The 26210-nt window shown below is 64.1% G+C and carries 32 protein-coding genes, 1 pseudogene and 1 riboswitch; of the genes and pseudogenes, 25 read left to right on the top strand and 8 right to left on the bottom strand.

Annotation, left to right across the window (positions count from 1 at the left end):
• The coding region (locus tag EOA79_RS33165) for a hypothetical protein (RefSeq protein WP_206639243.1) at positions 1-323 on the bottom strand (323 nt) is incomplete at its 3' end.
• Positions 324-329: 6 nt separating this feature from the next.
• On the opposite strand from EOA79_RS33165, the gene EOA79_RS13260 reads away from it, so the two are divergent.
• The 4 genes from EOA79_RS13260 to EOA79_RS13245 all read left to right on the top strand — a co-directional run bounded on the left by EOA79_RS13260 (position 330) and on the right by EOA79_RS13245 (position 2491).
• Complete coding sequence (locus tag EOA79_RS13260) at positions 330-779, top strand: GNAT family N-acetyltransferase (RefSeq protein WP_095823623.1); 450 nt, start codon at positions 330-332, stop codon at positions 777-779.
• A 121-nt stretch (positions 780-900) separates the two neighbouring features.
• Positions 901-1497, top strand: coding sequence for a glutathione S-transferase (locus tag EOA79_RS13255; RefSeq protein ID WP_095800053.1), 597 nt, complete (start codon positions 901-903; stop codon positions 1495-1497).
• Between the two features lie 116 nt (positions 1498-1613).
• Positions 1614-1997, top strand: coding sequence for a TfoX/Sxy family protein (locus EOA79_RS13250; protein WP_164748505.1), 384 nt, complete (start codon positions 1614-1616; stop codon positions 1995-1997).
• Between the two features lie 77 nt (positions 1998-2074).
• Complete coding sequence (locus EOA79_RS13245) at positions 2075-2491, top strand: GFA family protein (RefSeq protein WP_095823911.1); 417 nt, start codon at positions 2075-2077, stop codon at positions 2489-2491.
• Between the two features lie 94 nt (positions 2492-2585).
• Here the strand turns inward: EOA79_RS13245 and EOA79_RS13240 are convergent, their stop codons facing one another.
• Positions 2586-3233 carry an outer membrane protein gene (locus EOA79_RS13240; protein WP_095823622.1) on the bottom strand — a complete coding sequence of 216 codons (648 nt, stop codon included), beginning with the start codon at positions 3231-3233 and terminating at the stop codon, positions 2586-2588.
• A 412-nt stretch (positions 3234-3645) separates the two neighbouring features.
• On the opposite strand from EOA79_RS13240, the gene EOA79_RS13235 reads away from it, so the two are divergent.
• The 8 genes from EOA79_RS13235 to crcB (EOA79_RS13200) all read left to right on the top strand — a co-directional run bounded on the left by EOA79_RS13235 (position 3646) and on the right by crcB (EOA79_RS13200) (position 9773).
• Complete coding sequence (locus EOA79_RS13235) at positions 3646-4410, top strand: SDR family oxidoreductase (RefSeq protein ID WP_095823621.1); 765 nt, start codon at positions 3646-3648, stop codon at positions 4408-4410.
• Positions 4407-6491, top strand: coding sequence for an excinuclease ABC subunit UvrC (gene uvrC, locus EOA79_RS13230; RefSeq protein WP_128293049.1), 2085 nt, complete (start codon positions 4407-4409; stop codon positions 6489-6491). Before EOA79_RS13235 ends, uvrC begins: the two co-directional genes overlap by 4 nt.
• 104 nt (positions 6492-6595) lie before the next feature.
• Entirely contained in the window at positions 6596-7192 is a 597-nt protein-coding gene (gene pgsA, locus EOA79_RS13225) for a CDP-diacylglycerol--glycerol-3-phosphate 3-phosphatidyltransferase (RefSeq protein WP_066995790.1), read from the top strand.
• A gap of 1 nt (position 7193) precedes the next feature.
• Positions 7194-7451 carry a molybdopterin converting factor subunit 1 gene (moaD, locus tag EOA79_RS13220; RefSeq protein WP_067330385.1) on the top strand — a complete coding sequence of 86 codons (258 nt, stop codon included), beginning with the start codon at positions 7194-7196 and terminating at the stop codon, positions 7449-7451.
• A 1-nt stretch (position 7452) separates the two neighbouring features.
• Positions 7453-7932 carry a molybdenum cofactor biosynthesis protein MoaE gene (locus tag EOA79_RS13215; protein ID WP_095823619.1) on the top strand — a complete coding sequence of 160 codons (480 nt, stop codon included), beginning with the start codon at positions 7453-7455 and terminating at the stop codon, positions 7930-7932.
• A 218-nt stretch (positions 7933-8150) separates the two neighbouring features.
• A complete protein-coding gene (locus tag EOA79_RS13210; RefSeq protein ID WP_095800047.1) occupies positions 8151-8567 on the top strand; it encodes a YbaY family lipoprotein in 417 nt (138 codons plus the stop codon).
• 208 nt (positions 8568-8775) lie between these two features.
• A riboswitch (Fluoride riboswitch) is annotated at positions 8776-8849 on the top strand.
• 97 nt (positions 8850-8946) lie between these two features.
• On the top strand, positions 8947-9339 hold the full coding sequence (crcB, locus tag EOA79_RS13205; RefSeq protein ID WP_095823910.1) for a fluoride efflux transporter CrcB: 393 nt from the start codon (positions 8947-8949) through the stop codon (positions 9337-9339).
• Between the two features lie 32 nt (positions 9340-9371).
• Positions 9372-9773: a fluoride efflux transporter CrcB gene (crcB, locus tag EOA79_RS13200; RefSeq protein ID WP_245322282.1), complete on the top strand. Its 402-nt coding sequence runs from the start codon at positions 9372-9374 to the stop codon at positions 9771-9773.
• Positions 9774-9915: 142 nt separating this feature from the next.
• Here the strand turns inward: crcB (EOA79_RS13200) and ndk are convergent, their stop codons facing one another.
• On the bottom strand, positions 9916-10338 hold the full coding sequence (gene ndk, locus EOA79_RS13195) for a nucleoside-diphosphate kinase (RefSeq protein WP_095823617.1): 423 nt from the start codon (positions 10336-10338) through the stop codon (positions 9916-9918).
• A 176-nt stretch (positions 10339-10514) separates the two neighbouring features.
• On the opposite strand from ndk, the gene EOA79_RS13190 reads away from it, so the two are divergent.
• Positions 10515-10730, top strand: coding sequence for a hypothetical protein (locus EOA79_RS13190; protein WP_095823616.1), 216 nt, complete (start codon positions 10515-10517; stop codon positions 10728-10730).
• A 138-nt stretch (positions 10731-10868) separates the two neighbouring features.
• On the opposite strand, the gene EOA79_RS13185 is transcribed toward EOA79_RS13190, so the two are convergent.
• Positions 10869-11561: a glutathione S-transferase family protein gene (locus EOA79_RS13185; protein ID WP_095823615.1), complete on the bottom strand. Its 693-nt coding sequence runs from the start codon at positions 11559-11561 to the stop codon at positions 10869-10871.
• A 54-nt stretch (positions 11562-11615) separates the two neighbouring features.
• On the opposite strand from EOA79_RS13185, the gene EOA79_RS13180 reads away from it, so the two are divergent.
• The 3 genes from EOA79_RS13180 to EOA79_RS13170 all read left to right on the top strand — a co-directional run bounded on the left by EOA79_RS13180 (position 11616) and on the right by EOA79_RS13170 (position 13904).
• Positions 11616-12125: a DinB family protein gene (locus EOA79_RS13180; protein ID WP_095823614.1), complete on the top strand. Its 510-nt coding sequence runs from the start codon at positions 11616-11618 to the stop codon at positions 12123-12125.
• Positions 12126-12354: 229 nt separating this feature from the next.
• On the top strand, positions 12355-12933 hold the full coding sequence (locus EOA79_RS13175) for a hypothetical protein (RefSeq protein WP_095823613.1): 579 nt from the start codon (positions 12355-12357) through the stop codon (positions 12931-12933).
• Between the two features lie 185 nt (positions 12934-13118).
• Positions 13119-13904 (top strand): GGDEF domain-containing protein, encoded by a 786-nt coding sequence (locus EOA79_RS13170; protein WP_095823612.1) that lies wholly within the window; start codon positions 13119-13121, stop codon positions 13902-13904.
• Positions 13905-13986: 82 nt separating this feature from the next.
• On the opposite strand, the gene EOA79_RS13165 is transcribed toward EOA79_RS13170, so the two are convergent.
• Together EOA79_RS13165 and EOA79_RS32770 are read right to left on the bottom strand one after the other, a co-directional pair.
• Positions 13987-16068: an ATP-dependent helicase gene (locus EOA79_RS13165; RefSeq protein ID WP_095823611.1), complete on the bottom strand. Its 2082-nt coding sequence runs from the start codon at positions 16066-16068 to the stop codon at positions 13987-13989.
• 161 nt (positions 16069-16229) lie between these two features.
• Complete coding sequence (locus EOA79_RS32770; protein WP_082954124.1) at positions 16230-16385, bottom strand: hypothetical protein; 156 nt, start codon at positions 16383-16385, stop codon at positions 16230-16232.
• Positions 16386-16510: 125 nt separating this feature from the next.
• Between EOA79_RS32770 and EOA79_RS13160 the strand changes: the two genes are divergently transcribed.
• A complete protein-coding gene (locus tag EOA79_RS13160; protein WP_067330410.1) occupies positions 16511-16693 on the top strand; it encodes a hypothetical protein in 183 nt (60 codons plus the stop codon).
• Between the two features lie 250 nt (positions 16694-16943).
• Here the strand turns inward: EOA79_RS13160 and EOA79_RS13155 are convergent, their stop codons facing one another.
• Complete coding sequence (locus EOA79_RS13155) at positions 16944-17912, bottom strand: LysR substrate-binding domain-containing protein (protein ID WP_095823610.1); 969 nt, start codon at positions 17910-17912, stop codon at positions 16944-16946.
• 110 nt (positions 17913-18022) lie between these two features.
• Here EOA79_RS13155 and EOA79_RS32765 point away from each other — a divergent pair, with 110 nt between their 5' ends.
• The 5 genes from EOA79_RS32765 to EOA79_RS13125 all read left to right on the top strand — a co-directional run bounded on the left by EOA79_RS32765 (position 18023) and on the right by EOA79_RS13125 (position 21232).
• Positions 18023-18856: a hypothetical protein gene (locus EOA79_RS32765; RefSeq protein WP_066995820.1), complete on the top strand. Its 834-nt coding sequence runs from the start codon at positions 18023-18025 to the stop codon at positions 18854-18856.
• Positions 18856-19899, top strand: a complete 1044-nt coding sequence (locus tag EOA79_RS13140; protein ID WP_245322281.1) for a DMT family transporter — start codon at positions 18856-18858, stop codon at positions 19897-19899. Before EOA79_RS32765 ends, EOA79_RS13140 begins: the two co-directional genes overlap by 1 nt.
• A 5-nt stretch (positions 19900-19904) precedes the next feature.
• On the top strand, positions 19905-20147 hold the full coding sequence (locus EOA79_RS13135; RefSeq protein ID WP_245307741.1) for a hypothetical protein: 243 nt from the start codon (positions 19905-19907) through the stop codon (positions 20145-20147).
• Positions 20148-20499: 352 nt separating this feature from the next.
• A complete protein-coding gene (locus EOA79_RS13130) occupies positions 20500-20940 on the top strand; it encodes a MucR family transcriptional regulator (RefSeq protein WP_066995912.1) in 441 nt (146 codons plus the stop codon).
• Positions 20941-20950: 10 nt separating this feature from the next.
• Positions 20951-21232, top strand: coding sequence for a hypothetical protein (locus EOA79_RS13125; protein ID WP_127335869.1), 282 nt, complete (start codon positions 20951-20953; stop codon positions 21230-21232).
• A gap of 102 nt (positions 21233-21334) precedes the next feature.
• Here EOA79_RS13125 and EOA79_RS13120 read toward each other — a convergent pair whose 3' ends face one another.
• Entirely contained in the window at positions 21335-21589 is a 255-nt protein-coding gene (locus tag EOA79_RS13120; protein ID WP_095779140.1) for a hypothetical protein, read from the bottom strand.
• A 128-nt stretch (positions 21590-21717) separates the two neighbouring features.
• Between EOA79_RS13120 and EOA79_RS13115 the strand changes: the two genes are divergently transcribed.
• The 3 genes and pseudogenes from EOA79_RS13115 to EOA79_RS34100 all read left to right on the top strand — a co-directional run.
• Positions 21718-23595, top strand: coding sequence for an ABC-F family ATP-binding cassette domain-containing protein (locus EOA79_RS13115; RefSeq protein WP_128293047.1), 1878 nt, complete (start codon positions 21718-21720; stop codon positions 23593-23595).
• A 248-nt stretch (positions 23596-23843) separates the two neighbouring features.
• Positions 23844-25949 (top strand): molybdopterin oxidoreductase family protein, encoded by a 2106-nt coding sequence (locus tag EOA79_RS13110; protein ID WP_095826470.1) that lies wholly within the window; start codon positions 23844-23846, stop codon positions 25947-25949.
• A pseudogene (locus EOA79_RS34100) lies at positions 25900-26210 on the top strand (hypothetical protein); the annotation flags it as partial. The gene EOA79_RS13110 and the pseudogene EOA79_RS34100, both read left to right, overlap by 50 nt.

Genomic DNA, 26210 nt, shown 5'->3' with positions numbered 1-26210 from the left:
GCAGCAGCCGCCAAGTCGACGGCAGCCGTGAAGAAGGCAGCGCCTGCCAAGAAGGCGCCGGCCAAGAAGTAGTCGCGTAACTTCGCTCGCGAGCCTGAACAGGCGAGGGTGGGTGCCGTCGAGGCGCCCCTCTCGCCAGTTCGGCGTAACAGCGGGCGAAGTGGATCGGTAAAGGCCTGTCCTGAAAGCTCCTGGAAATTTGCCGCCCGGCAAACTTCCGGGAGCTTTTTTATTGCGCGACCGGCTCGCATCGTCACGATCCGTTCTGGTCCGGGCGATGTCGGCTGCTGCCGCACGTCGATCAGGTAGAAAGGGTTGATCATGGCTTTGTGGCTTGGAATTCGACGGGCAGGCGAGGCGATGCCGAAGCGGTAAGCCGGGTCATTGTTGCCGCTCTGCGGAAAAACAACGCCAGGGATTACGGGCCGGAAATCATCGCCCGCGTTGAGCAGAGCTTCAGCCCCTCGGCCGTGCTGCAACTTTTCAAGAAGCGCCAAGTCTTTGTCGCCGTTTGCGGCGACAAAATTGTCGGTACCGCGGGGCTGGACGGAACAATGGTTCGATCTGTGTTCGTCGATCCTGAATTTCAGGGACGCGACGTCGGCAGCCGGCTGATGCTGGAGATCGAGGAAGCAGCGCGGGCAAACGGCGCGACGGTGCTGACGGTGCCGTCCTCGGTCACCGCGGAGCGATTTTATTTCAGACTTGGCTTCCGCGCGCTCCGGGACTGCTTCCACGACGACGAACGAACCATCATCATGGAGCGGTCCCTGAAGTAGCGGCGGCACGCGTCGCTCGAACAAGGTGCGGCCAACTGGCGGTAGGTTTTGGCGACGCTGGCCGTTGCTCTGGCAAGAGCATTCGGTCAACAGTGCGCGCGGACAATCAGGAACCCGATCCATGCCGAAGCTGCTCTACGCCTCCACCTCTCCCTATAGTTCGAAGGTCCGCATGGCCGCCGCCTATGCCGGCATCGCCATCGACCTCGTGCCGGTCAAGACGGAGGACAAGCCGGCGGAGCTGATCTCGGCCAATCCGCTGGGCAAGATCCCGGTGCTGGTGCTGGAGGACGGCCGCACGATCCACGACAGCCGGGCGATCACCCAGCATCTCAACCGGCTGTCGAAGAACGTGCTGTTCCCGCGCAACCCCGACAAGCGGCTCGAGGCCGAGGTGCTGGAGGCGCTGGCCGACGGCATCTGCGACTGCGCGCTGTCGATGGTCTACGAGCGGCGCACGCGACCGGACGCCATGGTCTATCAACCCTGGCTCGACCGCCAGTGGGCGAAGATCACCGCCGCGCTCGACCTGCTCAACGCCAACCCGCCGAAACTGCCCAAGAAGATCACCGCCGGCCAGCTGGCGCTGCGTGCCACCCTCGGCTATCTCGCGCTGCGTTTCGGCGGCCAGTGGGAAAAGGGCCGCGGCCGGCTTACACGCTGGGCCGCGCGCTTCGACGAAAAGTTTCCGGAACTGAAGGGCTGCGTGCCGGGGTAAACAGCTCATCTCCACCCTTGTGGGGGAGATCGGCAGCCTCGCCGCCGCGCCTCCGCATATTGAATTGTCGCCCGGATTCGTGATTGCATAGGCCGTGCAATTACGAAGTGGTTCGCATGGCGAAGTCGGTCACCCAAACAATCGTCGCCCCCGACCCGATGGTCGAGCGCTTGCGCGCGGCCCTTGGCCGGCGCGCTTTCACGGAACAGAAAATGTTCGGCGGCACCTGCTTCATGATCAACGGCAATATGCTGGTCGGCACCTCGAAGCGCGGCTTGCTGGTGCGTGTCGGCAAGGACGGGCACGCGGCCGCAGCCGCACGGCCCCATGCGCGGCCGATGGAAATGGGCGGGCGTTCGATGGAAGGCTATATCCACGTCGCGCCGGAAGGCACTGCAACCGAGGCAGATCTCGCCGAGTGGATCGATCGTGCGCTGGCTTTCGTCGAGACACTGCCGCCGAAGGTCAAACCCGCCAAGGTCGCAAAGCGGCCAGCCTGAACAGATCGCGCCGCCTATCCTTCACATCGGCCGTGTCGGCGGGGCTCGGCCCGGGCACGCAGTCGGCGGAGGAAGCGATGGCATCTCTGGCGGGACGTTGCATGTGCGGCGCGGTCACCTGGATCTATTCCGGAGAGCTCACGCGAAATCTTGTCTGTCACTGCGCCGATTGCCAGCGCGCCACGTCCGCTCCCTTCACTGCTTTCCTCGGCATGAGGCCGGAGCAGCTGAACTGGGCCGGCGTCATCAGGCACTATGAAAGCAGCCCGAACACCTTTCGCGGGTTCTGCCCGTCCTGCGGCACCAGGCTCTACTTCCGCTCCGACAGATGGCCCGGCGAGATCCACGTTCACGCCGCGACCATGACCGACCCGGCCGACTACCGTCCGGACGCCCAGGTCTTCTCGCGCTCGCGCGCGAATTGGCTCGACCAGCTGCAGTCGATTTCAGCCCATGAGGATTTCCAGCAGGCGCCATCCACCGGGTTGCGTTGAAGGCGCGGCCAAAACGTGTCGGCCTGGGGCAACGCCAGCCACAAAAAAAGCCGGGCGCGCGGCCCGGCTTTTTCCGTGTCGTGGCTTGGACGACTTAGAACTTCATACCGACGCCGAAAGTGACGCGGTTGTCCTTCGACTTGACGTTGCCGAAGCCGTCAAAGTCCTTGTCGCCGTAGTCGCTGTAGCGGTACTCGACGCGGCCGAACACGTTGTCGGTGATCTTGATGTCGGTGCCGACACCGGCCGTCCAGCCCAGCATACCCTTGCTGTCGCTGAAGCCGCCGCCTTCCACCTTCTGGTTCTTGGCGGCGAGACCGCCGGTGCCATAGAGCAGGATTTCCGGGGTCACGGCATAGCCGAGACGGGCGCGCAACGAGCCTTCGAGGCCGCCCTTGGCCTCGACGCCAGCGCTGTCGCCCTTGACGCCATTGTAGCCGAGATCGGCTTCAGCGCCGTAGACGAAGTTGTCCTGCTGCCAGTTGTAGCCGCCGAAGACGCCGCCGACGAAGCCCTTGGTCTTAATATCCGGGCCGCCGGAGACATCGGCATGGCCGCTGAAGCCGTAGCCGAGGCTGATACCGGCATAGGGGCCGGCCCAGGAAGCGACGGGGAGTTCGGCGACCGGGGCCGGTGCCGGCGGCTCTTCGGTGACGGCGTCTGCGGCATAAGCGGTACCACCGAGGGCGAAGAGCCCGAGCGCAACCGCCAGCGGCCGCGCAAACTTGAGATTAGCTTGCATTGTTGTTTACTCCTTAAGCCACAAGACACGAGGCTTTTTATGTTCATGAATGCCCCCGGCCCGTCCGGGGGGATAAACGGGCCTGGCGTTCAACGGTTCCAAATGTCGTGCTGAAATACGGCTGAAGCGAACCTGAACTTGGGTAATTCCCTGGCGCGAATGAGGCCAAAAGGTGACGTTGCATCTTCGCAACAGCGAATGTCAGCACGCTAGTCATGTTGCGCTGCACACCGCTTGGTTCAAGGGATTCGGGGACATATATTGCATTATGAAGCTTCCGCAATCCGGGTCGGCAGCGTGCGTACGGGCCGCTTCGCCACATTCCTGCCCCAGGTAGAAATGGCATTTAACGCTTGGCCCGTCATATTGTGCCGGCTGCCCGGAATCGTGAAGCCGATAGAGGATTGACGACATGAAAGAAGCCTTTGGCGTGGTGCTGGTGACGGGTGGAGCGAAAAGGATCGGCAAGGCGATCGTCGAGGACCTTGCCGCGCACGGCTTTGCCGTGGCCATCCATGCCAATCGTTCCGGAGCCGAGGCCGAGGCGCTGGCCAGCCGCATCAGGAACCAGGGCGGCCGTGCCGCCGTGCTCGTCGCCGACCTCACCGATATGAAAGCCGTCGGCGATCTCGTCGGCCGCTCCGAAGCTGCCCTTGGCCCGGTCACGCTGCTCGTCAACAACGCCTCCTTGTTCGTCGACGACCGTGTCGAGGATTTCGACTGGCAGGCCTGGGACCGCCACTTCGCCATTCATCTGAAGACGCCGGCGCTGCTGGCGCAGAACTTTGCTCGCGCCTTGCCGGAAGGCGCGGAGGGACTGATCGTCAACGTCATCGACCAGCGTGTCTGGCGGCCGACGCCGCGCTATTTCTCTTACGCGCTGTCGAAATCGGCCCTTTGGACGCAGACCCAGATGCTGGCACAGGCGCTGGGGCCGCGCATTCGCGTCAACGCCATCGGCCCCGGCCCGACACTGAAGAACAAGCGCCAGGACGACGATGATTTCGGCAGGCAGGTCGAAGGGCTGATTCTGAAGCGCGGCCCGCAATTGCCGGAATTCGGCGCCACCATCCGCTATCTTTGGAAAGCGCGCTCCGTCACCGGCCAGATGATCGCGCTCGACGGCGGCCAGCATCTTGCATGGCAGACGCCCGATGTGACAGGCATGGTGGAATGAGTCCTGCCCATAAACACAGCCCCCTCGGCGCCGCCGATGATTTGCCGCCCGATCTCGACATCGAGGACGAGGCGTCGGAGGAAATCGTCGAGCCGGAGGCGGTTGCCGCCGGTCCCGACGTCGCTTTCACCGCGATCGACTGGACGCCGCATGCCGGCGACGCCGACGGCATGGTCGGCGCCGAGGTGATCCAGACTTTGGTCAAGCGGCTGCCCAACCAGCCGGGCGTCTACCGAATGATGAACGCCGCCGGCGACGTGCTCTATGTCGGCAAGGCGCGCAGCCTGAAGAAGCGCGTCACCAACTATGCGCAGGGGCGCTTCCACACCGCCCGCATCGGCCGCATGGTGCGCGAGACGGCGACGATGGAATTCGTCGTCACTCGCACCGAGATCGAGGCGCTGCTGCTCGAGGCCAACCTCATCAAGCGGCTGAGGCCCCGCTTCAACGTGCTGATGCGGGACGACAAGTCGTTCCCTTACATCCTGCTTACTGGCGACCATGTCTCGCCCGGCATCTACAAGCATCGCGGCGCGCGCTCGCGCAAGGGCGACTATTTTGGGCCCTTCGCTTCCGCCGGCGCGGTCGGGCGCACCATCAATTCGCTGCAGCGCGCCTTCCTGCTGCGAAGCTGCACGGATTCCTTCTACGAGAACCGCACGCGGCCCTGCCTGCTCTACCAGATCAAGCGTTGCGCCGGTCCCTGCACCGGCGAGATATCGCATCGGGGCTATGCCGAGCTGGTTGCCGAGGCGAAGGACTTTCTCTCCGGCCGCAGCCAGAAGGTGAAGACCGAGATCTCGGCCGCCATGCAACAAGCGTCCGAAGAGCTCGATTTCGAGCGGGCCGCTATCTACCGGGATCGCCTCGCGGCGCTGTCGCATGTGCAGGCGCATCAGGGCATCAACCCGCAGACGGTGGAAGAGGCGGATGTCTTTGCCATCCACCAGGAAGGCGGCCAGACCTGCATCCAGGTGTTCTTCTTCCGCACCGGCCAGAACTGGGGCAACCGCGCCTATTTCCCCAAGGCCGATCCGGCGCTGGAGCCGGCCGAGGTGCTGGGCTCCTTCCTCGCGCAGTTCTATGACGACAAGCTGCCGGCGCGTACGCTGCTTCTTTCCCAGCCGGTGCAGGAGCAGGAGCTGCTCGCCGAGGCGCTGTCAACCCGCGCCGGGCGCAGGATAGCGATCTCGGTGCCGCAGCGCGGCGAGAAGAAGGATCTCACAGATCACGCGCTGCAGAACGCGCGTGAGGCGCTCGGCCGCAGGCTGGCGGAAACGTCGACGCAGGCGCGGCTATTGCAAGGCTTTGCCGAGACCTTCGGCCTCGCAAGGCCGCCAGTGCGCATCGAGGTCTACGACAACTCGCACATCATGGGCACCAATGCGGTCGGCGCCATGGTCGTCGCCGGGCCGGAAGGTTTTGTGAAGAACCAGTACCGAAAGTTCAACATCCGCTCGACCGAGATCACGCCCGGAGACGATTTCGGCATGATGCGCGAGGTGATGGAGCGCCGCTTCTCGCGGCTCCTCAGGGAGCATGGCGACGTCCAGCCTTCAATCGGAGCGGGCGCGGAAGCCGAGGACGATGCGGCAGACGATCTTGTCGAGGGAAACGGCAGCTTCCCGGCATGGCCGGACGTCATCCTGATTGACGGCGGCCAGGGCCAGATGACCGCGGTGCGCAAGATCCTCTCCGATCTCGGCATCGAGGACCGGGTCGTCGCCATCGGCATCGCCAAGGGCCAGGACCGCGACGCCGGGCGCGAGCGCTTCTTCGTCAAGGGCAGGGACTCTTTCACGCTGCCGGTGCGCGACCCGGTGCTCTATTTCGTCCAGCGCCTGCGCGACGAGGTGCATCGCTTCGCCATCGGCTCGCCCCGTGCCCGCCGCAAGAAGGAGATGGTCAAGAGTCCGCTCGACGAGATCGCCGGCATCGGCCCCGGCCGCAAGCGGGCGCTGCTTCACCATTTCGGCACCGCCAAGGCGGTCAGCCGCGCCGCGGTCGAGGACCTGATCAAGGTCGACGGCATTTCCGAGCACGTGGCGAAGCTGGTCTACAACCATTTTCATGACAGCTGACCATTCTTGCGCCTATTTTGGGTTGACCAATCGAATCTCGCCTGTTGACCCCCCACATTGGCTTCTGATTTGAGTAGGCAGGCGGAGAGAGATCCCGATCAGATATGGCCCAGCGCGCTTTCAACCTGCCGAACATCCTCACCTACGCCCGCATCATCGCGGTGCCGCTGGTGGTGCTGTGCTTTTTTCTCGAAGGCCATCTGAAGTCCTCCGACTTTGCCCGCTGGTCGGCGCTGGCCATCTTCCTGCTCGCCTCCGTCACCGACTATTTCGACGGCTATTTCGCGCGCGCCTGGCAGCAGACCTCCAACATCGGCAAGATGCTGGACCCGATCGCCGACAAGCTCCTGGTCGCCACCTGCCTGCTCTTGCTCGCCGCCGACACCGACCGCCATGCCGGCATTGCCGGTTGGTCGCTATGGGCGGCGATCATCATCCTGTGCCGCGAGATTCTTGTCTCGGGCCTGCGCGAATATTTGGCCGCGCTGAAGGTCTCGGTTCCGGTGACCCAACTCGCCAAATGGAAGACGACCATCCAGATGGTCGCCATCGCCTTCCTGCTCGTCGGCCCGGCCGGCGACAAGATCTTCCCGCTGACCACCCAAATCGGCCTGGTGTTGTTGTGGATCGCGGCACTTGTCACCCTCTACACCGGCTACGACTATTTCCGGGCCGGCCTGAAACACATCATGGACGAGTGAGATGTCGACCAAGCTCATCTATTTCGCCTGGGTGCGCGAGCGGATCGGCAAGCCGGAAGAGCATGTCGAGCTGCCCGCCGGCGTCGAGACCGTCGCCGACCTGTTGCGCTGGCTGAAGTCGCGCGGCGAGGAATACGAAAACGCGCTGCAATATCCGGACGTCATCCGCGTCGCCATCAACCAGGAACATGTCGGCCACCGCGAGAAAATCGCGGGCGCGCGCGAGATCGCGCTGTTTCCGCCGATGACCGGGGGCTGAGATGGCGAGCACGGTCGTGCCGGCCATCCGCGTCCAGCGGGAGGATTTCGACGTCGCCGCCGAGATTGCCGCGCTGACCGAAGGCCGTGCCGACATCGGCGCCGTGGTCACCTTCTCCGGCCTCTGCCGTGACGAGCAAGGCGCGCTCGCCGCCCTCGAGCTCGAGCACTATCCCGGCATGGCCGAGGCCGAGATCGGCCGCATCGCCACTGAGGCCATCGGGCGTTGGCCGCTGCAGGGGCTCACTGTCGTCCACCGCCATGGAAAAATCGCGCCGGGCGAAAACATCGTGCTGGTGGTCGCGGCCTCCGCGCATCGCCAGGCGGCCTTCGAGGCGGCGAATTTCCTGATGGATTACCTGAAGTCGCGCGCGCCCTTCTGGAAGAAGGAGCACCGTGCCGACGGCTCCGAAGGCGGCTGGGTCGAGGCCAAGGAAGCCGACGACGAAGCCGCGGATCGTTGGAAGACCCCGGACAAGTAAGCCAGGACGGCATTGCCTTGGCGATCGCCCCATCCGGCGCGCTTCGCAGCACCTTCTCCCCTTGGGGAGAAGAGGGTCGCCCCGAACTGCTCTTCGCAATTTCGGTTGGCAATCCGCCTGAGGGACAAGCCGGCGAATTTCCTCCCCAAGGCCATCGAACGACCGCAATCCTTCCCGACCTTGCAAATCGGTTTGATTTGCTGGGCGGGAGCAATCTTATGCTGGACAGGATCGCGGAATTTTTCATCTTCGGCCTTGTGCCGCTGGTGGTCGGCGTGCTTGCCGTGCCGGAGTTCACCAGTGCCGCCGAAAAGACGATTGCCGGCGAGGTGACCTATCGCGAGCGCATCGCGCTGCCGCCCAATGCCGTGCTTTCGGTCGAACTCGCCGACATCTCGCTGGCCGGCGCGCCGGCGACGCTCGTCGGCCAGCGCAAGATCGTCGTGGCCGGCCAGGTGCCGATCAAATTCGAGATCGGCTTCGATCCCAAGGCAATCCAGCCCGGCAGGGCCTACGCGCTGCAGGCCCGCATAACGGTCGATGACCGGCTGATCTTCCTCACCGACACTCGCCACCAGGTCGATCCGCTGGACGGCAAGCCGCAGACCATCGTGCTGAAGAAGGTCACGTCGTAGCCTGGTTCGCAAAATTTCCGACACGCCGGAAACGCATAGAGACGAGGGATCGCGGCCGCTTCTGCGTCAGCCCCGGGAGTTCCGGTCTCTCGTCCGCCACCGCGTGCGCCACCATAACGGATTCGGCAAATGTTAACGGGGCGCGAAGAAGCGCGTCGCAACCATAGTGGCCCCGATTGACCGCGACCCCGCGACCACCTAGTTTCCCTCGTCAAATGGGGATGGGGTTCCCCCGAAACCGCCCGAGCTTTTCGCATCTGGGCTGATGACTCCTGCCAGGCGTGCTTTCGCGCGGCAGGATTTCTTTTTCCGCTCGCACACGCCTGTCTTGATGGCGCGATTCCCGCGAGGAATCGCTTTGTGGAAAGGCAAAGAAGCGATGAGCCTTGCGGCCTGCGCCCTGGTCCTGATCGGCGGCTTCCTCGGCGGTGTTTCCCGCTTCTTCCTGTCGGGCCTTTTCGGCCGCAGCGTCGGCGAGACCTTTCCCTGGGGCACGCTGGTGGTCAACGTCTCCGGCGCGCTTGCCATCGGCGCCTTCGCAGGCGCGGCGCGGGCCGTCGGCGGCATCTTTTCCGCCGAACTCGTGCGCGACCTGATCGTGGTCGGTCTGTTCGGCGGCTACACCACGGTTTCGTCCTTCTGCCTGCAGACGCTCAACCTCGCGCTCGACGGCGAGCGGCGGCTCGCCGCTCTCAACATCGTGGCTTCGGCGGCGCTCTGCGTGCTTGCCGTCGCCTTTGGGTTTTGGACCGTCGTGCGGATGGCGGGGTAGGGCGCATGTTTGGAAACGATAGACAGACAGCCATGCGGCTTTATCTGGCGGTGGGCTGCGGCGCGGCCATCGGTTCGCTGGCGCGCTTTTTATGCGGCTACGTCGTCGTCTCGCTGCTGGGCTGGAGCCCGCTGCTTGCAACGGCGTTCGTCAACGTCGTCGGCTCCTGGGTCATCATGTTCTTTTCCACGCTGACCCGGCCGGATGGACGCTTGATGGTCGGCCCGGCCGGCCGCCAGTTCGTGACCGGCGGCTTCTGCGGCGGTCTCACCACCTTTTCGTCGATGAGCCTCGACACCTTCATCCTGCTTCTCGAGGGCGACCTCGGCCTTGCGGCGACCTATCTTGTCAGTGTGGTGGTGCTGTCGCTTGCGTCGGCCTGGCTCGGCTATCTCATGGCGACCAGGTTCAACCGCTTGCCGATCACCAGGTGATCAGGGAGGAGAGCATGGCACTTCTCGCCGGCTCGGAGGCCTCCGGCGCAGCCGCGGGCATCGCCCGTTCCTAAAGCCTGCACGGCCGGCCCGCTCCAACAAAAAGGCGGCCCGAGAGCCGCCTTGCCGGGACCGAAGCGTCTCAGCCGACGATCTCGGTGTCGGAGAACCAGTACCTGATCTCCTGCGCGGCGGTCTCCGGCGCGTCCGAGCCGTGCACCGAATTTTCGCCGATCGACAGCGCATGCACCTTGCGGATGGTGCCCTCGGCCGCATTGGCCGGGTTGGTGGCGCCCATCACTTCGCGGTTCTTGGCGATGGCGTTCTCGCCCTCCAGCACCTGCACGACGGTCGGGCCCGACGACATGAATTCGACCAGCTCGCCGAAGAAAGGACGATCCTTGTGGACGGCGTAGAAGCCTTCGGCCTCGCGGCGGCTCATCCATACGCGACGCGACGCGACGACGCTGAGGCCCGCGTCTTCCAGCATCTTGGTGATGGCGCCGGTCAGATTGCGCTTGGTGGCATCCGGCTTGATCATGGAGAAGGTGCGTTCGATCGCCATTGGGTCGTCCTTGTTCTGGGAATGGAAATTGGAGTGGCGGGCTCTATACAAGCCGCTTGGCGGCTTGCCAAGGGGAGGCGGCTTCTGGTCAAGGCCGGCTGTTTGCGGGATAATTGGACGGCTGAGAGCGCGCTTCGCGTGCAGTCCGGAGCGCCGCGGCAGCGGAGCAGGAGGCGATGAACCGGGCCCACCTCAAACGCGACGATATCGCCGGCATTTTCTTGATGGCCGTGGTCCTTGCCGTGATCGTCTTCGTCCTGCTGTTCTTTCCACAAACCGGACAGCAGAATTTCGGCTTCGGCCCGGAATGGCAATGCGCCCGCATGGGAGAGGGCGATCCGATCTGCGTCAGGCTGGTCGAAAAGGATGAAGCCGGAAAATTCCCGCCTTGAGGGGGAGTGGCCGGCAGGCCAGAGCGGGGCGCCGCGCGTGAAACGCCGACTTCTTCTCTCGCAAGTAGGCGCCGCAGCTGTTGAGGCGCCCACTCTGTCACCTTCGGCGACATCTTCCCACAAGAGGAAGATTAGCGCTTACGCCGCCGCGGCGACCTGCCGGCCGATTCCGCCATGCAGGTCGAGGCAGCGTTCGAACCATTCGGCAACGCCGTCGCCCGTCTCGAGCAGCTGGTAGGGCGAGGCGACGCGCGCCCATTGCAGCGCCCCGAACACGATGTAGTCGGCAAACAGCGGCGATGTCCCGCCGATGAAAGGCTGATAGCTGAGCATCGAGCGCAGCGGCTCGAGCGAGGCACGAAAGCCGGCAAGCCCCTCGTCGCGGCCGGCCACCACCTCTTCGAGCCGCTTGCCGAGCCGCTGCTCGCGGCTCTCGCGGAAATAGGCGCGGTTCGCCTCGTCCTGCATGCTGTGCAGATCGGTGAGCAGCACCGTCATGAGGTAAGGATGGATGGTGAGCTGCGACCAGCGTTCGATGAAGCGCGCCGTCGCCTTGCCGCCTTCGCCGCCGAACAACGTCGGCCGCTCGGGGTAGGCTTCGTCGAGATAAAGTGCGATGGCGAAGGAATCGGCCACCACGCGCTCGCCATCGCGGATCACCGGCACCGTCTTCGAGACGCCGCCTTCCACCTTGGGGACTTCCAGGAAGCGCGTCGGCACCTTGGTGGCGTCGAGCCTTTTGTGGGCCAGCGCCATCTTCGTCTTCCAGCAATGCGGACTGAATGGGCGTTTTGCGTCGTGGCCGACGAGATCATAGAACAGAATGGTCATTACGGTTCCTGCGGGTTACGAAGAGCCGGGATTCGTTGCGAGCCGGATGGAAGAATGAAACAGCATTTCATGATGTTTGCGGCCTACAATCAATGGGCCAACACGCGCATCTATGATGCCGCCGCCGATCTCAGCGAAGAGGAACTCGGCCGCGATGTCGGCGCCTTCTTCGGCTCGATGCTGGGCACGCTCAATCACCTGCTCGTCACCGACCGCGTCTGGATGAAGCGCTTTACGGGCGAGGGGGACGCGCCCTCAAACCTTGCGACGATCCTCTATCGCGCCTTCCCGGGCTTGCGCCTGGCACGCGAGGCCGAGGACAGGAGGATTGTCGACTGGATGGGCGGCATGACCGATAAGGCGCTCACCGGGCGATTTTCCTATATGACCACCGACATGCGCACCGTTTCGCAGCGGCTGGCGCCGGCGCTCAGCCATCTCTTCAATCACCAGACCCACCATCGCGGCCAGGCGCATATGTGCCTTACCGTCCTCGGCAGACCCTCGGTGTCGCTTGACCTGATGCAGTTCCAGCGCTCCGAAGAAGGCCGCGCCTACGCCTGAAGCTTACGGGAGTCCGGTTGGCCAATTCAAAAAAATTAAGAAACACTTCAATTTCGTCTATATTTTTAAAGCAGAAGTATCGTTTTTGAAAAATACGATTCGTCACATGCGAAATAGCTAAAGAAACCGAAAGGGCACTCTCGGCGTATTTCTGTCTCAAAAGCTACGCGCTCTAGAAAAGCGCAACAAACGGTGCAAGGCGGAAATACAAAACCACAGGGAGAGTGTCATGGCCAGTATCGTAAAAAGATTCGCCAGCACATTGGCGAGTGGTGCAATCGTCGTTGCTCTTGCCATGCCTGCGAGCGCCCAGAGCGTCGGGGTCGGCAGCCTCGGCGGCGTATCCGTAGGCGGCAACAGCGCCGACGCCAATGCGGGCGGCCCAAATGGGGCTGACGGCAATGCATCCTTCGGCGGCAGCAACAGCAGCGCCAGGGTTTCGATCGGCGGCGCAAGCGGCGGCAGCGGAAACGCCACCATCGGCGGCAGCAGTTCCACGGCCACCGCATCCATCGGCGGCACCAACGGGGCTGGAGCCGATGCGACTTTGGGCAACGGCACCAATAGCGCGCTCAACGTGACGACCGGCGGCACGAGCGGCGCTGGCGTCGCCCTCGGCGCGGGCGCCGCCGTTCCTGGAACCGTCGGCGCGACGCCGCCGGGAACGACGAACCTGTCCTCCGCCGTCGCGCAAATGTCGAGCAGCCAGTTGTCGCGGATGAAGAAGCGCTGCGTCGATGTGCTCAGCAGCGAGGGCACCTATGATCGTGATCTGAGGGCGCTCTGCCTGATGATTTCGCGTCGTTGACGGCGCGCTGACGAGCGCCTCTGGCCAATCGCAAAGCCGCCGCTGCGTCGGCGGGCCTTCTTCAGCTGGTATCGCGGTGCGGCGCGCTCGACGCCTGGTTAACCACATTCCCATTGAAGCCAATATATTAGGACTTCGTTTGCGCTCGCGCTCCACAATAGGCCAGTTGTAGTGGGAGCAATGCCATGCGCATCGATTTGTCCCCCACCAGTTGGGGCAGGGTCGCGCTGGTCACCGTTGCCGGCACGGCATTCTTCATTGCCGCGGCCTTCTTCGTCGATTCCTTCAACTTCGCCTCGCTGTCACCCGAAGCGCTGCTCTGGGCCAAGCTCACCGACCTGTTCCTGCCGCTCATCCTTGGCGGCTCCTTCCTTTTCTTCCTAATGTGGAAGATGCGCCAGCTGGCCATCGCCCAGAAGGAGCTCAGCATCATTGCCGCGACCGACAGCCTGACGGCGGTCTTCAACCGCGGCGCTTTCTCGATGCTGGTCGAGGCCTATCTCGACAAGGCCCGCAGCCACGCGGTGGCCGAAGCCGGCGCGCTGCTGATCGTCGATGCCGACCATTTCAAGTCGATCAACGACCGGCTCGGCCACGATTGCGGCGATCAGGCGCTGAAGCTGATCGCGAGCACGATCCGGAGCCAGCTCCACGGCGCCGACATCGTTGGACGCATCGGCGGCGAGGAATTCGCGGTCTTCCTTCCGGGCGCCGACGCGACACGCTCCTTCCTGGTCGCCGAGTCGATCAGACTGCGTATCCGCGAGGCCGAGTTCGCGCCGGGCGGGCAGCCGTGCCCGCTTTCGGTCAGCATCGGCGGCGTCGCGTTCAGCGGGCCCACCACCTATCACCACATGTTTCGGGTCGCGGACAGGCATCTTTACAAGGCGAAGTCGAACGGACGCGACCAGGTGAGCTTCGAAAGCCCGCGCAGCAGGCTATCCGGCGAGGCCGCCGGCACGTTCCACTGAACGAACCCGCGCAGCAGGGAACGGAGCGCCCTCACCAGCGGTGGGGCTGAGTAGGAGTGTCGTCCCGCCTTTGGGTAGGCGTCTATTTCCACATGCCGCGCATGCGCGCGCCGAGATCGACCTTGACGCCCGGCTTTTGGCGCGGGTCGTCCGTGATCGCCGCGCTCGCCCAGGATGACTGTTCGAAAGCCGAAAGCATCGAGGCCGGGATAAAGCGGGTGCGCGAGGCATAGACGTGACGGTCGCCGCGCGCCGGCTGATTGTGCGGATAAAAGCGCTGCGGCACCACCAGGTGCAGGCTGTCCTTGGCGCGCGTCATCGCCACATAGAGCAGCCGCCGCTCCTCCTCGATATCCTCCTTGGTACCAACGCCGAGATCGGCCGGGATGCAGCCGTCGACCGTGTTGAGCACGAAGACGTTCTTCCACTCCTGGCCCTTGGCCGAATGGATCGTGGACAGGATCAGGTAATCCTCGTCGCGATGCGGCGGGCCGGCCTGGTCGCTGGTGGCGTCGGGCGGGTCGAGCGTCAGCTCGGTCAGGAAACGCTCGCGCGAGGGATAGCCCGACGCGATCTGCTCGAGCTGCAACAGGTCGGCCCGGCGCGTGATCGCGTCCTCGTGAATACGCTCCAGATGCGGCTCGTACCAGAGCCTGATCCGCTCGAGGTCGGCCGGCCATTTGGCGCCGGCGCGCAGCCCGCTGTAGATGTCGAGGAAGACCGGCCAGTCTTCGGCCGCGCGCTGCGGCGGCCGGAAGCGGGCAAGGCCGAGCGTCTCGTCGAGCGACGTCGCCATCGCCTCGACGATCTGTGAGGCGGCCGAAGGCCCGATGCCGGGCATCAACTGCAGCACCCGGAAGCCGGCGACCCTGTCGCGCGGGTTCTCGGCAAAGCGCAGCATCGCCAGCATGTCTTTCACATGCGCGGCATCGAGGAATTTCAGCCCGCCGAATTTGACGAAGGGGATGTTGCGCCGCGTGAGCTCCACCTCCAGCGGCCCGCTGTGATGCGAGGCGCGGAACAGCACGGCTTGCGCCTTGAGCGCCGTGCCGGCCTCGCGCTCGGCAAGGATCGCCTGGCAGACATAATTGGCCTGCTCAGCCTCGTCGCGCACGCTTACCAGTTGCGGCTTGTGCGACGACCGGCGTTCGGTCCAGAGATTCTTGGTGAAACGCTCGCTTGCCTCGCCGATTACTTTGTTGGCGGCGGCCAGGATCGGCTCGGTCGAGCGGTAATTGCGCTCCAGCATGACGATCTCGGCGCCTTGCGCGAACTGTTTTGGGAAATCGAGAATGTTGCGCACTTCCGCGGCCCGGAAGGAATATATCGACTGTGCGTCATCGCCCACCACGGTCAAGCCCGCGCCGTCCGGCTTCAGCGCCAACAGAATAGAGGCCTGCAGCCGGTTGGTGTCCTGGTATTCGTCGACCAGCACGTGGTCGAAGCGTGAGCCAAGGTGAGCGGCGATCTCCGGCTCGGCCGCCATCTGCGCCCAGTAGAGCAAAAGGTCGTCGTAATCGAGCACGTTCTGCGCCTGCTTGGCCTCGACATAAGCCGCGAACAGCTCCTTCAGCTGTTCCGCCCATCCTGAGCACCAGGGAAAGGCCGAGCCCAGCACCTCGCCGAGCGGCGCCTGGGCGTTCACCGCCCGCGAATAGATCTGCAGGCAGGTGGCTTTGGTCGGAAAACGGCTTTCGGTCTTGGAAAAACCGAGCTCGTGCCGGGCAAGGTTCATCAGGTCGCCCGAATCCTCGCGATCGTGGATGGTGAAAGCCGGATCGAGGCCGATCTGCTCGGCATAGTCGCGCAAGAGTCTGGCGCCGATACCGTGGAAAGTACCGGCCCAGGATAGCGCATCGGCGATGATCGCGGCATCGCGGCCCAGCACCTCGCCGGCGATGCGCTCGACGCGCTTCGCCATTTCAGCCGCGGCGCGGCGCGAAAAGGTCATCAAAAGGATGCGGCGCGGATCGGCGCCCTTGACGATGAGGTGCGCCACGCGATGCGCCAGCGTGCTGGTCTTGCCGGAGCCGGCCCCGGCGATCACCAGCAGCGGCGCGGCCACCTTGCCGTCGCCATGCACCACCGCCAGCCGCTGCTCGTCGTTCAGCCGGGCAAGATAGGCAGGAGTTTCGAAGGACGAATCACGGGCGGCGATGTTCATCGCCCATCAAGCATCGTTTCCGCTTTGTTCGCAATACAGCTAATCTCGCCCAAAGGCGGCCAAGTGGGGGGCGATGCCCGGCAGGGCAGAGGGGACGCTGTACGCGCCGGCATGTGCTGGATAGGCCGGCCATCTTCCCAACAAGCGCGAGAACGGCCGATCTACCTTTTCGGCTCGACGCCCATCGCCGCCGACTGGCGCCGCAGCGACCGCCGATCGTCCGGCGGCGCGAGATCGCCGGACGCCTCCTCGATGATCCTCATCGTGACGCGATAGGCCGTGTAGCCGAACAGGCCGACGAGCAGCAGACGGATCATGACATCTCCTCGTGAGTTAACGAGGTTCAACCGGAGACAGGCGCGTTGGTTCCCGCCGGACGGCGCAACCAAACCGCCGCCGCCTCGTTTGCTTCGAAGAAAGGGGCGAACGAGAGGAGGTCGTCATGAAGAAACTTCCTGTGCTGCTGGCTCTCGCGGCAGGGCTCGGGCTCGCCGCCTGCGACAACAGCGTACAGCCCACCAAGGCGCCAAGCGACACCGTCGACAAAAACCCGCAGGTCGACAAGAACCCGGTGCCGCAATCGACCACCGGCGGCGACCAGCCCGGCACGCCGCCGAAGCAATGAGAGCGGACGATGTTGTCGGGAGACGAAGCGGCGGCGCCGCAGAAGAAGGCCGGCGCTGCTTGGGAGGAAGCTGGAAAGCGCCGGCCAAGCGGGAAAATCAGGCCCGCCGCAGGATCAAAGATAGCTGAGTCTCTCCGCCGCGTCATGGGGCGATCGCGCTAGCCGGCTACAGGTATCCGTCCAAACGCTTTGTCGGCCTTCAAAGATCGGAGAATCTCAGGGGTGTGTTTGCGTCGCTTGCGCCGCCGCGTCACGCCATCGCGGCGCGCGCCAGCGGCACGTTGGCGATCTCCAGGTCCAACTGGCGCTGCGTCAGCGCCGCTTCGGCCATGATCCACTGCTTGAACAGCTCCACCTTGCGGGCGCCGAGCGCCTTGATGGGGCTGACGAAATACCAGCCGGCGGTGTTGGGATGGTGGACCGCGAAGGGGGCGACCAGCCGCTCGGCTCGGATGTCGCTTGCCATATAGGCGCGGTTGGCAACGGCAAAGCCCATGCCGGCATTGGCCGCCTCGTAGGACATCATGCAGGAATCGAAATAGATGCTCTTGGTCTCGCCAAGCACGAAACTCGCGCCGGCAAAAGCCAGCCACGACTGCCAGTTCTGGGTGCAGGTGTCGGAGTGGAGCAGGGTGAAGTGCGTGAGGTCCTCCGGCGTCACCTTGGACAGCGGCTTGTCGCCCAGCACCTCGCGGAACAGCTTGCGGCTGCACACCGGCGTCAGGTCCTCCTTGAACAGCAGCACGGAGTTGAGGCCGGGGAAATTGCCGTCGCCATAGCGGATCTCGAGATCGTATTCGGAGGTCGCGAATTCATGCGTGGCATAGGAAGTCGAGACCCGCATCTCGATATCCGGATACTGCCGCTGGAAGGTGGCAAGCCGCGGAAACAGCCAGCGCGCCGCGAAGGTCGGCAAGACGCAGATCTTCAGCACATGCGCCTGGGATTGGCCGGTCGCCTCCATGCTGGCAGCCACGATCCGCTCCAGCGCCTCGCGCACGCGCGCCACGTAGGTCTCGCCTTCCGGCGTCAGCGACACCGCGTTGCCGCCGCGCTGGAAGATCTTGAAGCGCAGCTGGTCCTCCAGGCTCTTCACCCGCTGGCTGACGGCTGAGGCGGTAATGAACTGCTCTTCGCCCGCGCGCGTGAAGTTGCGGTGCCTGGCGGCGCTCTCCACGATTTTCAGCGAGTTTAAGTTGACCTGGCTGAGCAGACGCACGGGGTTCGACCTTTAGCTATGCTTAAAGTAGCACCAGCATTCCTAAATTTACAGGGGCGGGTGCTCAATCGACTGTTTACCAAGTGTTGCCCCCACCTTGGAGAAGTAGAATGAACGCCCATACAATCCCCGAACTGCGCTATGCGATGAGCCGTGAAGCCATCATCGGTCATGATACGGCGTGGAAAGTGTCGAGCTTCGGCGTCGCCCAGTATCTTCACGGCTACGACCCGCAACTGCTCGCCGCGATCGAGGAGGCGGCGCTCAAGCTCAAGGCCAGCCACGCCGTGCACAAGCATCTCGACCTTACCTTCATCACCGGCGCGGACCGCTACATTCCCGAGATCAAGGAACTGCTCAACGACAAGCTGCGGCTGGAACGGCTGTCCGACATGATGGGCACCAAGCTCGAACCCTATCCGCTGTCTATCGTCGGCTCGACCGTCACCTTCATGAACCCCAAGGACGGCGCCGTCGACTGGCACTGCGATGGCGTTCCGGTGACGGAACTCATTCCGCTCTCGATCAGCGATCCTCTGATCGGCGGCCATCTTGAAATCTATTGCGACGATTCCGAGACGGGGCGTGCCATCCTCGAATCCGGCAGCGACCTGCCGCGCAACAGGGTCATGCGCATCGACCACAAGATGAATTACGCCACGCTCGGCCAGTTCCTCGGCGTGCTCCATCGCACCGCGCCGATCCAGCTCGGCTCGCGGGTCACCCTGGTGCTCAACCAGCGTTCGGTGGCGAAGCCCTATGTCGACGACAACCGCATGTTCTACCTCGCCGCCGACAACGACCAGGACCGCGGCTGGGTGAACGAACTGGCCGAGGACGTCTGGACGAACCAGCTGCCGGCCTATCGCCGTCACGCCGAAGAACATCCCGTGCCGAAGCCGGCTGTCGATCCGGTCTCCGGCGGAGCCAGGGAATCGTGGTAGTGGCTGACGATCCGGCCGGTCGCCAGCCGCCTTCAGCATCGCTGAGCCTTGGCCCGCTCACCGCCGAAAGGCGCAGCGACCGTTCCAGCGCTGCTCCCCCGGTGGCGCTGGCCTTTGCCCTCGGCGCCGTGGCGCTCTGGGCGACTAACGCTTTCGTCGGCAAGACGCTGCTTGCCAATCACCCGGTATCGGAGGTGCAGTTCCTGCAGTTCTCAGGCGCCGCGCTGGTCTTTGCGCTGATCAGGTTCTTCCCTTCTCCCCTTGTGATCAAGGGGGCCGGACGGATCGCCGACGCAGGAGTTTCTTCCAACATCTCTCATCCGTCTCGGCGCTCCGTGCCGATCCACCTTGTTCCCCAAGGGGATAAGGGGAGAACCATGCGCGCCTGCGCCGTCGGCTTCATCGGCCTGGTCGGCACCATGGCGTTGCAATACATCGCCTTCGCCTCGATGCCGGTCATCGAGGCCAATCTCGTTGCCTACACCTGGCCGCTGATGGTCGCCGCCGCCGTCATCGTGCTCGGCCGCCCGCGACGGCCGCTGCTGCTTGGACTGACCGCCGCGCTGGGCTTCACCGGCGTCGCGCTGGTGATCTCCGGCGGAGGCGCGCATGCCTGGTTCGGAGGTAGCCCCGTCGGTTATTGCGCCGCCTTCGGCTCGGCACTTTGCATGGCCTTCTACTCGCTTGCCGTCGGCCGCCTTGCCGTGTCGCCGGATCGGCTTCTGCTGCCTTCGGCCCTGATCGGCGTGGCGCTGACCTTCGCATGGTGCCTGCATGACGGCGTCGCCGCCCTGGGCGGCTTGGACCTGCTGCTCGGACTCTATCTCGGCGCCGGGCCGATGGGGCTCGGCTATTATTTCTGGTCGCGCGCGCTCAGCCTCGATCAGGGTGGGCGGCTCGCGGTCGTGGCGTATCTCACGCCGATCGCTTCCACGCTTTTGCTGGCGCTGTCGGGCGAAAGCCTGTCGATGACGGCCATGGCTGGCGCCGTCCTTGTCATCGGCAGTTGCATTGCTGTCGGCATCGAACGTCCGGAGGGCTGAAGACCATGCCAGGGATCGTACCAGGAAACATGCCAGGGAGCGGGCTTGACGACGACGAACGCCGGGCCAGACAGGAGGCGCATTGGCTGGTCAAGGAATTCGGCGCCGAGGCGCAGCTCTATGCCGCCATGAAGGCTGAGAAGGCCATCGAGCAGAAGGATTTCGGCCGCTGCGCCCGCTGGAAACGCGTGCTGGAGATTCTGGCCGACGGCCCGACCGATCTCCGGCGCGGCGTTGCCGCGAAATAAGCGACTTGCCCTAACGAATCGGGCATGATCGATTGATCAGAGAGCCAGCGCTGCTCGCAATTATTGGCTTTCCGTCCAGAATTCCAATTTTTGCAGGAATTACTCGTAGAAATTGAAGTGCTGTTGCGTCATTTCCTCGCCCGTGCAGAGCTTCGGTGCTGTAAAGTGTTTGTTGTAGGTATTAGAATTCCTAACTTGCGCGGTCGCGGCCCGCGGTGAAAACATACCTTCGGTATTGAGTCTCGCACGTTTACTGACTCTGGACGTCCGTTGGGGGACAGGTCCAATAAGATACCTAGACTAAAGTCTTAAAAACAGCTGGTCATTTGAGAGCCAGCAGAAGGTGAAAAAATTGTCCAATATCGACGACAAGACTGCAATCGAGCTGACCGCCGACATTGTTTCGGCCTATGTGGGCAACAACCCGCTTCCGGCATCCGGCCTGCCTGATCTGATCGCCAGCGTCAGCGCTTCCGTGCGCAAGCTCGCCGGGGGCGCCCCGGTGAAGGAAAGCGCGCCGCAGACGCCGGCCGTCAATCCGAAGCGTTCGGTATTCCCCGACTACATCGTCTGCCTCGAGGACGGCAAGAAGTTCAAGTCGCTGAAGCGGCACCTGTCGACCGACCATGGGCTGACGCCGGACGAATATCGCGCGAAATGGGGCCTGCCGGCGGACTATCCCATGGTGGCGCCCAGTTATTCGGCCACTCGCTCGGCGCTTGCCAAGTCTTCCGGCCTGGGCCGGAAGCCGGCCGCGGATTCCGGCAGGGGCAAGCGTAAAGCCAAGGCCTGAGCCGAAGGTCATGCTGCCCGCTACGGACGGCGCCACGCCGTCGGCCGACCGCTTTGCCGCGCTCGACGCGTTGCGTCGCAGGGTGGCCATCCAGTCTTGCGCCGATGCCGGCGAGGGGGCCAAGGCGCGGCGCGTCCTGTTTTCATTGGACCTGCCGGCCATCGATCTGCGTACCGCGCTCGACGCGCTCGACAATTTCGAGCGCGCCATCGTCGAGCATGACGACCGGCCGGTCGTCGCTGCGCGACGGCTGAGATGCCTCGCGGTCCTGGACGGCATCGTCGGCGGCTGAAAAGGCGCATGGTCAAGGCGGTTCCGAGACAACCGCGCAGCGGTTTTCCGGAATCCGGGAGGAGCGGTATTCCAGAGCGGAGCTGCGCCGCCGGCCTATCGGTCATTGCGTAGGCGAAGTCTGGGATTGTTTTCCAGGATAAATTTGGATCAGCAGGTGTTTCGTCGCGTCCGCCTCTGGCCTGCCGGTCATCTCCCCCACTTGGGCGGAGATTGGCAGCGTCGGCGCCGCGCTTGCCGGGTCGGTTAAGGGGAGCACTGCAGCCGTCTCGCCCTCAAACAGCACCACCTGCGTCGCCAGCGCGGCGGTCGTGGCGACCTGGAAGAAGATGAAGGCGAGGGCGAAATAGCGGATCACGGGGCTCAGAACGCTTCGGCCGGCAACTGGTTCCCTGATTGGGCTCGGGACCGGTGCCCGGAACACGGCGAGCCGTCCTCCAGGCCTGGCTCTTGCGAAGCGCCGACGTCCGGTGCAAAAGCCCGCCCATGCTTATCATCAACGACCTCTCGCTGCGCATGGCGGGGCGCCTGCTTCTCGATCATGCCTCGCTGACCCTGCCGGCCGGCACCAAGGCCGGTCTCGTCGGCCGCAATGGCACCGGCAAGACGACACTGTTCAAGGCAATCACCGGCGATTTCCCCTCCGAGACCGGCTCGATCAGCCTGCCGAAAAACACCCGCATCGGCCAGGTCGCACAGGAAGCGCCGGGCACCGAGGAGCCGCTGATCGACATCGTGCTGAAAGCCGATGTCGAGCGGCAGGCCTTGCTGGAAGAGGAGAAGACCGCGACCGATCCGCACCGCATCGCGGAAATCCACACACGGCTCGCCGACATCGATGCGCATTCGGCCGAATCCCGCGCCGCCACCATCCTTGCCGGCCTCGGCTTCGACGATGCGGCGCAGAAGCGCCCGGCTTCGTCCTTCTCCGGCGGCTGGCGCATGCGCGTGGCCTTGGCCGCCGTGCTGTTCTCCGAACCCGATCTTCTGTTGCTCGACGAGCCGACCAACTATCTCGACCTCGAAGGCACGCTCTGGCTCGAGAACTATGTCGCAAAGTATCCGCACACGGTTTTGCTCATCTCGCACGATCGCGACCTGCTCAACCGCGCGGTCAATTCGATCGTCCATCTCGACCAGAAGAAGCTGACCTTCTGGCGCGGCGGCTACGACCAGTTCGAGCGCCAGCTCACCGAGCAGCGCGAGCTGCAGGAAAAGAGCCGCGTCAAGCAGGAAGCGCAGCGCAAGCATATGGAATCCTTCGTCGAGCGTTTTCGCGCCAAGGCCTCGAAGGCCAGGCAGGCGCAATCGCGGCTGAAGGCGCTGGAGAAGATGAAGCCGATCTCCGCGGTGGTGAACGACACGGTGCGGCCGTTCTCCTTCCCCGAGCCGGTGAAGACGGTGGCCTCGCCGATCGTGGCGCTCAACGGCGTCAATGTCGGCTACACCGAGGGCAATCCGGTGCTGAAGAAGATGACGCTGCGCATCGATGCCGACGATCGCATCGCGCTGCTCGGCGCCAACGGCAACGGCAAATCGACGTTCGCCAAGATGCTCGCCGGCCGCCTCAAAGCCGAGACCGGCACGATGACGGTGGCGCCGGGCCTGAAGGTGGCGATCTTCGCGCAGCACCAGCTCGACGATCTGCGTCCCGAGGAAAGCGCCTATGAGCATGTGCGCCGGCTGATGCCCGATGCGCCGGAAGCCAAGGTGCGCGCCCGCGTTGCGCAGTTCGGGCTCTCGACCGAGAAGATGAATACCGCGGCGAGAGATCTGTCCGGTGGCGAGAAGGCGCGTCTCCTGATGGGGCTCTCGGCCTTCGAGGGGCCGAACCTCTTCATCTTCGACGAGCCCACCAACCACCTCGACATCGACAGCCGTGAATCGCTGATCCATGCGCTCAACGATTTTTCAGGCGCGGTGATCCTCATCTCGCACGACCGGCATCTGCTCGAGGCCACCGCCGATCGCCTCTGGTTGGTCAAGGACGGCGCGGTCAATCCTTATGACGGCGACCTGGAGGATTACAAAACGCTGGTCACCGGCGTTTCCTCCAATCGCCGCGAGCAGAAGGAGGCAGACAGGGCATCCAAGGCCGACCGTCGCCGCGAGGCCGCCGCCCGGCGCTCGGCGCTCGAGCCTCTAGCCAAGGAGATCCGCGCCACCGAGGCGCTGATGGACCGCATCCGCAAGCGCATCGACCTGATCGAGGACGAGCTCGCCAATCCGGCGATCTACGAGAAGGACCCCTCGACCGCGACGCGGCTGGCCAAGGAGCGCTCGCAGCTTGCCCACACACTTGCCCTCAACGAGGACAAGTGGCTGACGATGTCGGCGGAATATGAGGAGGGGATCGCGGAGTAGGGCGGTTCCCCTTCTCCCCTTGTGGGAGAAGGTGGATCGGCGCGAAGCGCCGAGACGGATGAGGGGTGTTGGATGGAGTGACGCGCCGAACAACAGGCGGCTTCGATCGCCCATTTCTTTGTCGTAGCGATCCTTCCAACACCCCTCATCCGACCGAGCTTCGCTCGGCCACCTTCTCCCACAAGGGGAGAAGGAGGAGCCCCATCTGGCCCTACACCTCTCCCGCAAAACCCGCTACACACCCTGGCATGAACCAGCACGCCAAGCTCGGGATCGGCCATTCGGCCTGTCCGCATGACTGTCCTTCCACCTGCGCGCTCGAGGTGGAGCTGCTCGACAATAACCGCATCGGCCGCGTCCACGGCGCGAAAGCGAACAGCTACACGGCAGGAGTCGTTTGCGCCAAGGTCGCGCGATATGCGGACCGCGTCCATCACCCCGACCGGCTGCTGAAGCCGCTGGTGCGCGCGGGCGGCAAGGGGGAGGGCGCCTGGAAGGAAGCCAGTTGGGAAGCGGCGCTCGACCTCGTCGCCGAGAAGTTCATCGCGGCCGAAGAGAAATACGGCTCGGAGACGGTCTGGCCCTATTTTTACGCCGGTACGATGGGATTGGTGCAGCGCGACGGTATCGAGCGGCTGCGGCACGCGAAGAGATATTCGGGCTTCTTCGGCTCGATCTGCACCAATCTCGCCTGGACCGGCTGGATGATGGGAGCGGGCGCTCTGCGCGGCCCCGATCCGCGTGAGATGGCGAAGTCCGACTGCGTGGTGATCTGGGGCACCAATGCCGTTGTTACCCAGGTCAACGTCATGACCCATGCGACGAGGGCGCGAAAAGAGCGCGGCGCCAAGATCGTCGCCATCGACATCTACGACAACGCCACCATGAAGCAGGCCGATCTCGGCCTGGTGCTCAAACCCGGCACCGACGGCGCGCTGGCTTGCGCGGTCATGCATGTCTTGTTCCGCGACGGCATGGCCGACCGCGCCTATCTGGAAAAATACACCGACGATCCGCGCGGGCTGCAAGAACATCTGAGGACGCGCACGCCCGAATGGGCGGCGGCAATCACGGGTCTGACAGTCACCGAGATCGAGACCTTCGCGCATCTGGTCGGCACAACGAAGAAGACCTACTTCCGCCTCGGCTACGGTTTTGCGCGCCAGCGCAACGGCTCGGTCAATATGCATGCCGCCTCATGCATCGCGGCGGTTACCGGCGCCTGGCAATATGAGGGAGGCGGCGCCTTTCACTCCAATTCCGGCATCTTCAAGCTGAATCAGGATGTGCTCGAAGGCACCGCGATGCGCGACCCGAAGGTGCGCTATCTCGACCATTCGCGCATCGGCCCGGTGCTGACCGGTGCCGAGGATGCGCTTTATGGCGGTCCGCCGGTGACGGCGATGCTGATCCAGAACACCAATCCCGCCAATGTCGCGCCCGAGCAGCGGCTGGTCAGAAAAGGTTTCCTGCGGGAGGACCTGTTCACCTGCGTGCACGAGCAGTTCATGACCGATACGGCCAAGCTCGCCGACGTCGTGCTGCCGGCGACGATGTTTCTGGAACATGACGACATCTACAAGGGTGGCGGCAACCAGCACATCACGCTCGGCCCCAAGCTGATCGAGCCGCCGGAGGGGCCGCGCACCAACCACTACCTCAATGAGGAGCTCGGCAAACGGCTGGGCGTCGGCGACCGGCCGGGCTTTGGCCTGACCGAGAAAGAACATATCGACATCATCCTCGGCAAGCGCGGGCTAGGCAGCTTCGACAGCCTGAAGGAACAGAAGTGGGTCGACCTGCAACCCGATTTCGACGACGCGCATTTCATCAACGGCTTCGGCCATGCCGACAAGAAATTCCACTTCCGGCCCAATTGGACCGGGCAGTCAGCGCCCAACCGGCCGCCGAAGAGCATGGGCTTGTTCGGACCGGTCGAGCGTCTGCCCCAATTCCCCGACCATGTCGAGCTGATCGAGGTCGCGGACGAAGAGCATCCGTTCCGGCTGGCAACTTCGCCGGCGCGCAACTTCCTCAATTCCAGTTTTGCCGAGACGCCGGTGTCGAAAGCCAAGGAAGGCAGGCCGGAGCTTTTGCTGCACCCGGAAGATGCCGCGGCGCTTGGCATCGAGGACGGCGGCCGCGTTGAGATCGGCAACCGGCGCGGCGACGTGGTGCTGCATGCCAGGTTCTTCGACGGCGTGAAGCGCGGCGTGGTGATTGCGGAAGGCATCTGGCCGAACAGTGCGCATGAGCGCGGCGAAGGCATCAACGTGCTGACCGGTGCCGACGCCCCGGCGCCGTATGGCGGTGCTGCCCTCCACGACAACAAGGTCTGGCTCAGGGCGCTGTGATGGTCTGTGGCGCGAGCTCGGCAGGTCACATGCCCGGGAGATTAGCCGAAAACGCCCGTTGCTTCGTCATCCAAGGACGGAGCAAGGAGCGAAGCGACGGGCGAGGTGTCCCTTGCCGCAACAGCCATTGAAAATAGCCATCGCCGGCGCGCTCGGCCGCATGGGCCGGGAGATGACGGAGGCGGTGCAGGTCGATCCGCGGCTGGAGCTTGTCGCCCGCTTCCATCGACCGGGCAGCACGGGCGATGGAAGCGGGCGACA

The organism is Mesorhizobium sp. M1A.F.Ca.IN.020.03.2.1 (genome assembly GCF_004023205.1).
Lineage (GTDB): Bacteria > Pseudomonadota > Alphaproteobacteria > Rhizobiales > Rhizobiaceae > Mesorhizobium.
Note: the sequence above shows the minus strand (reverse complement) of the source record. Positions and strands in the feature narration are given on the sequence as shown.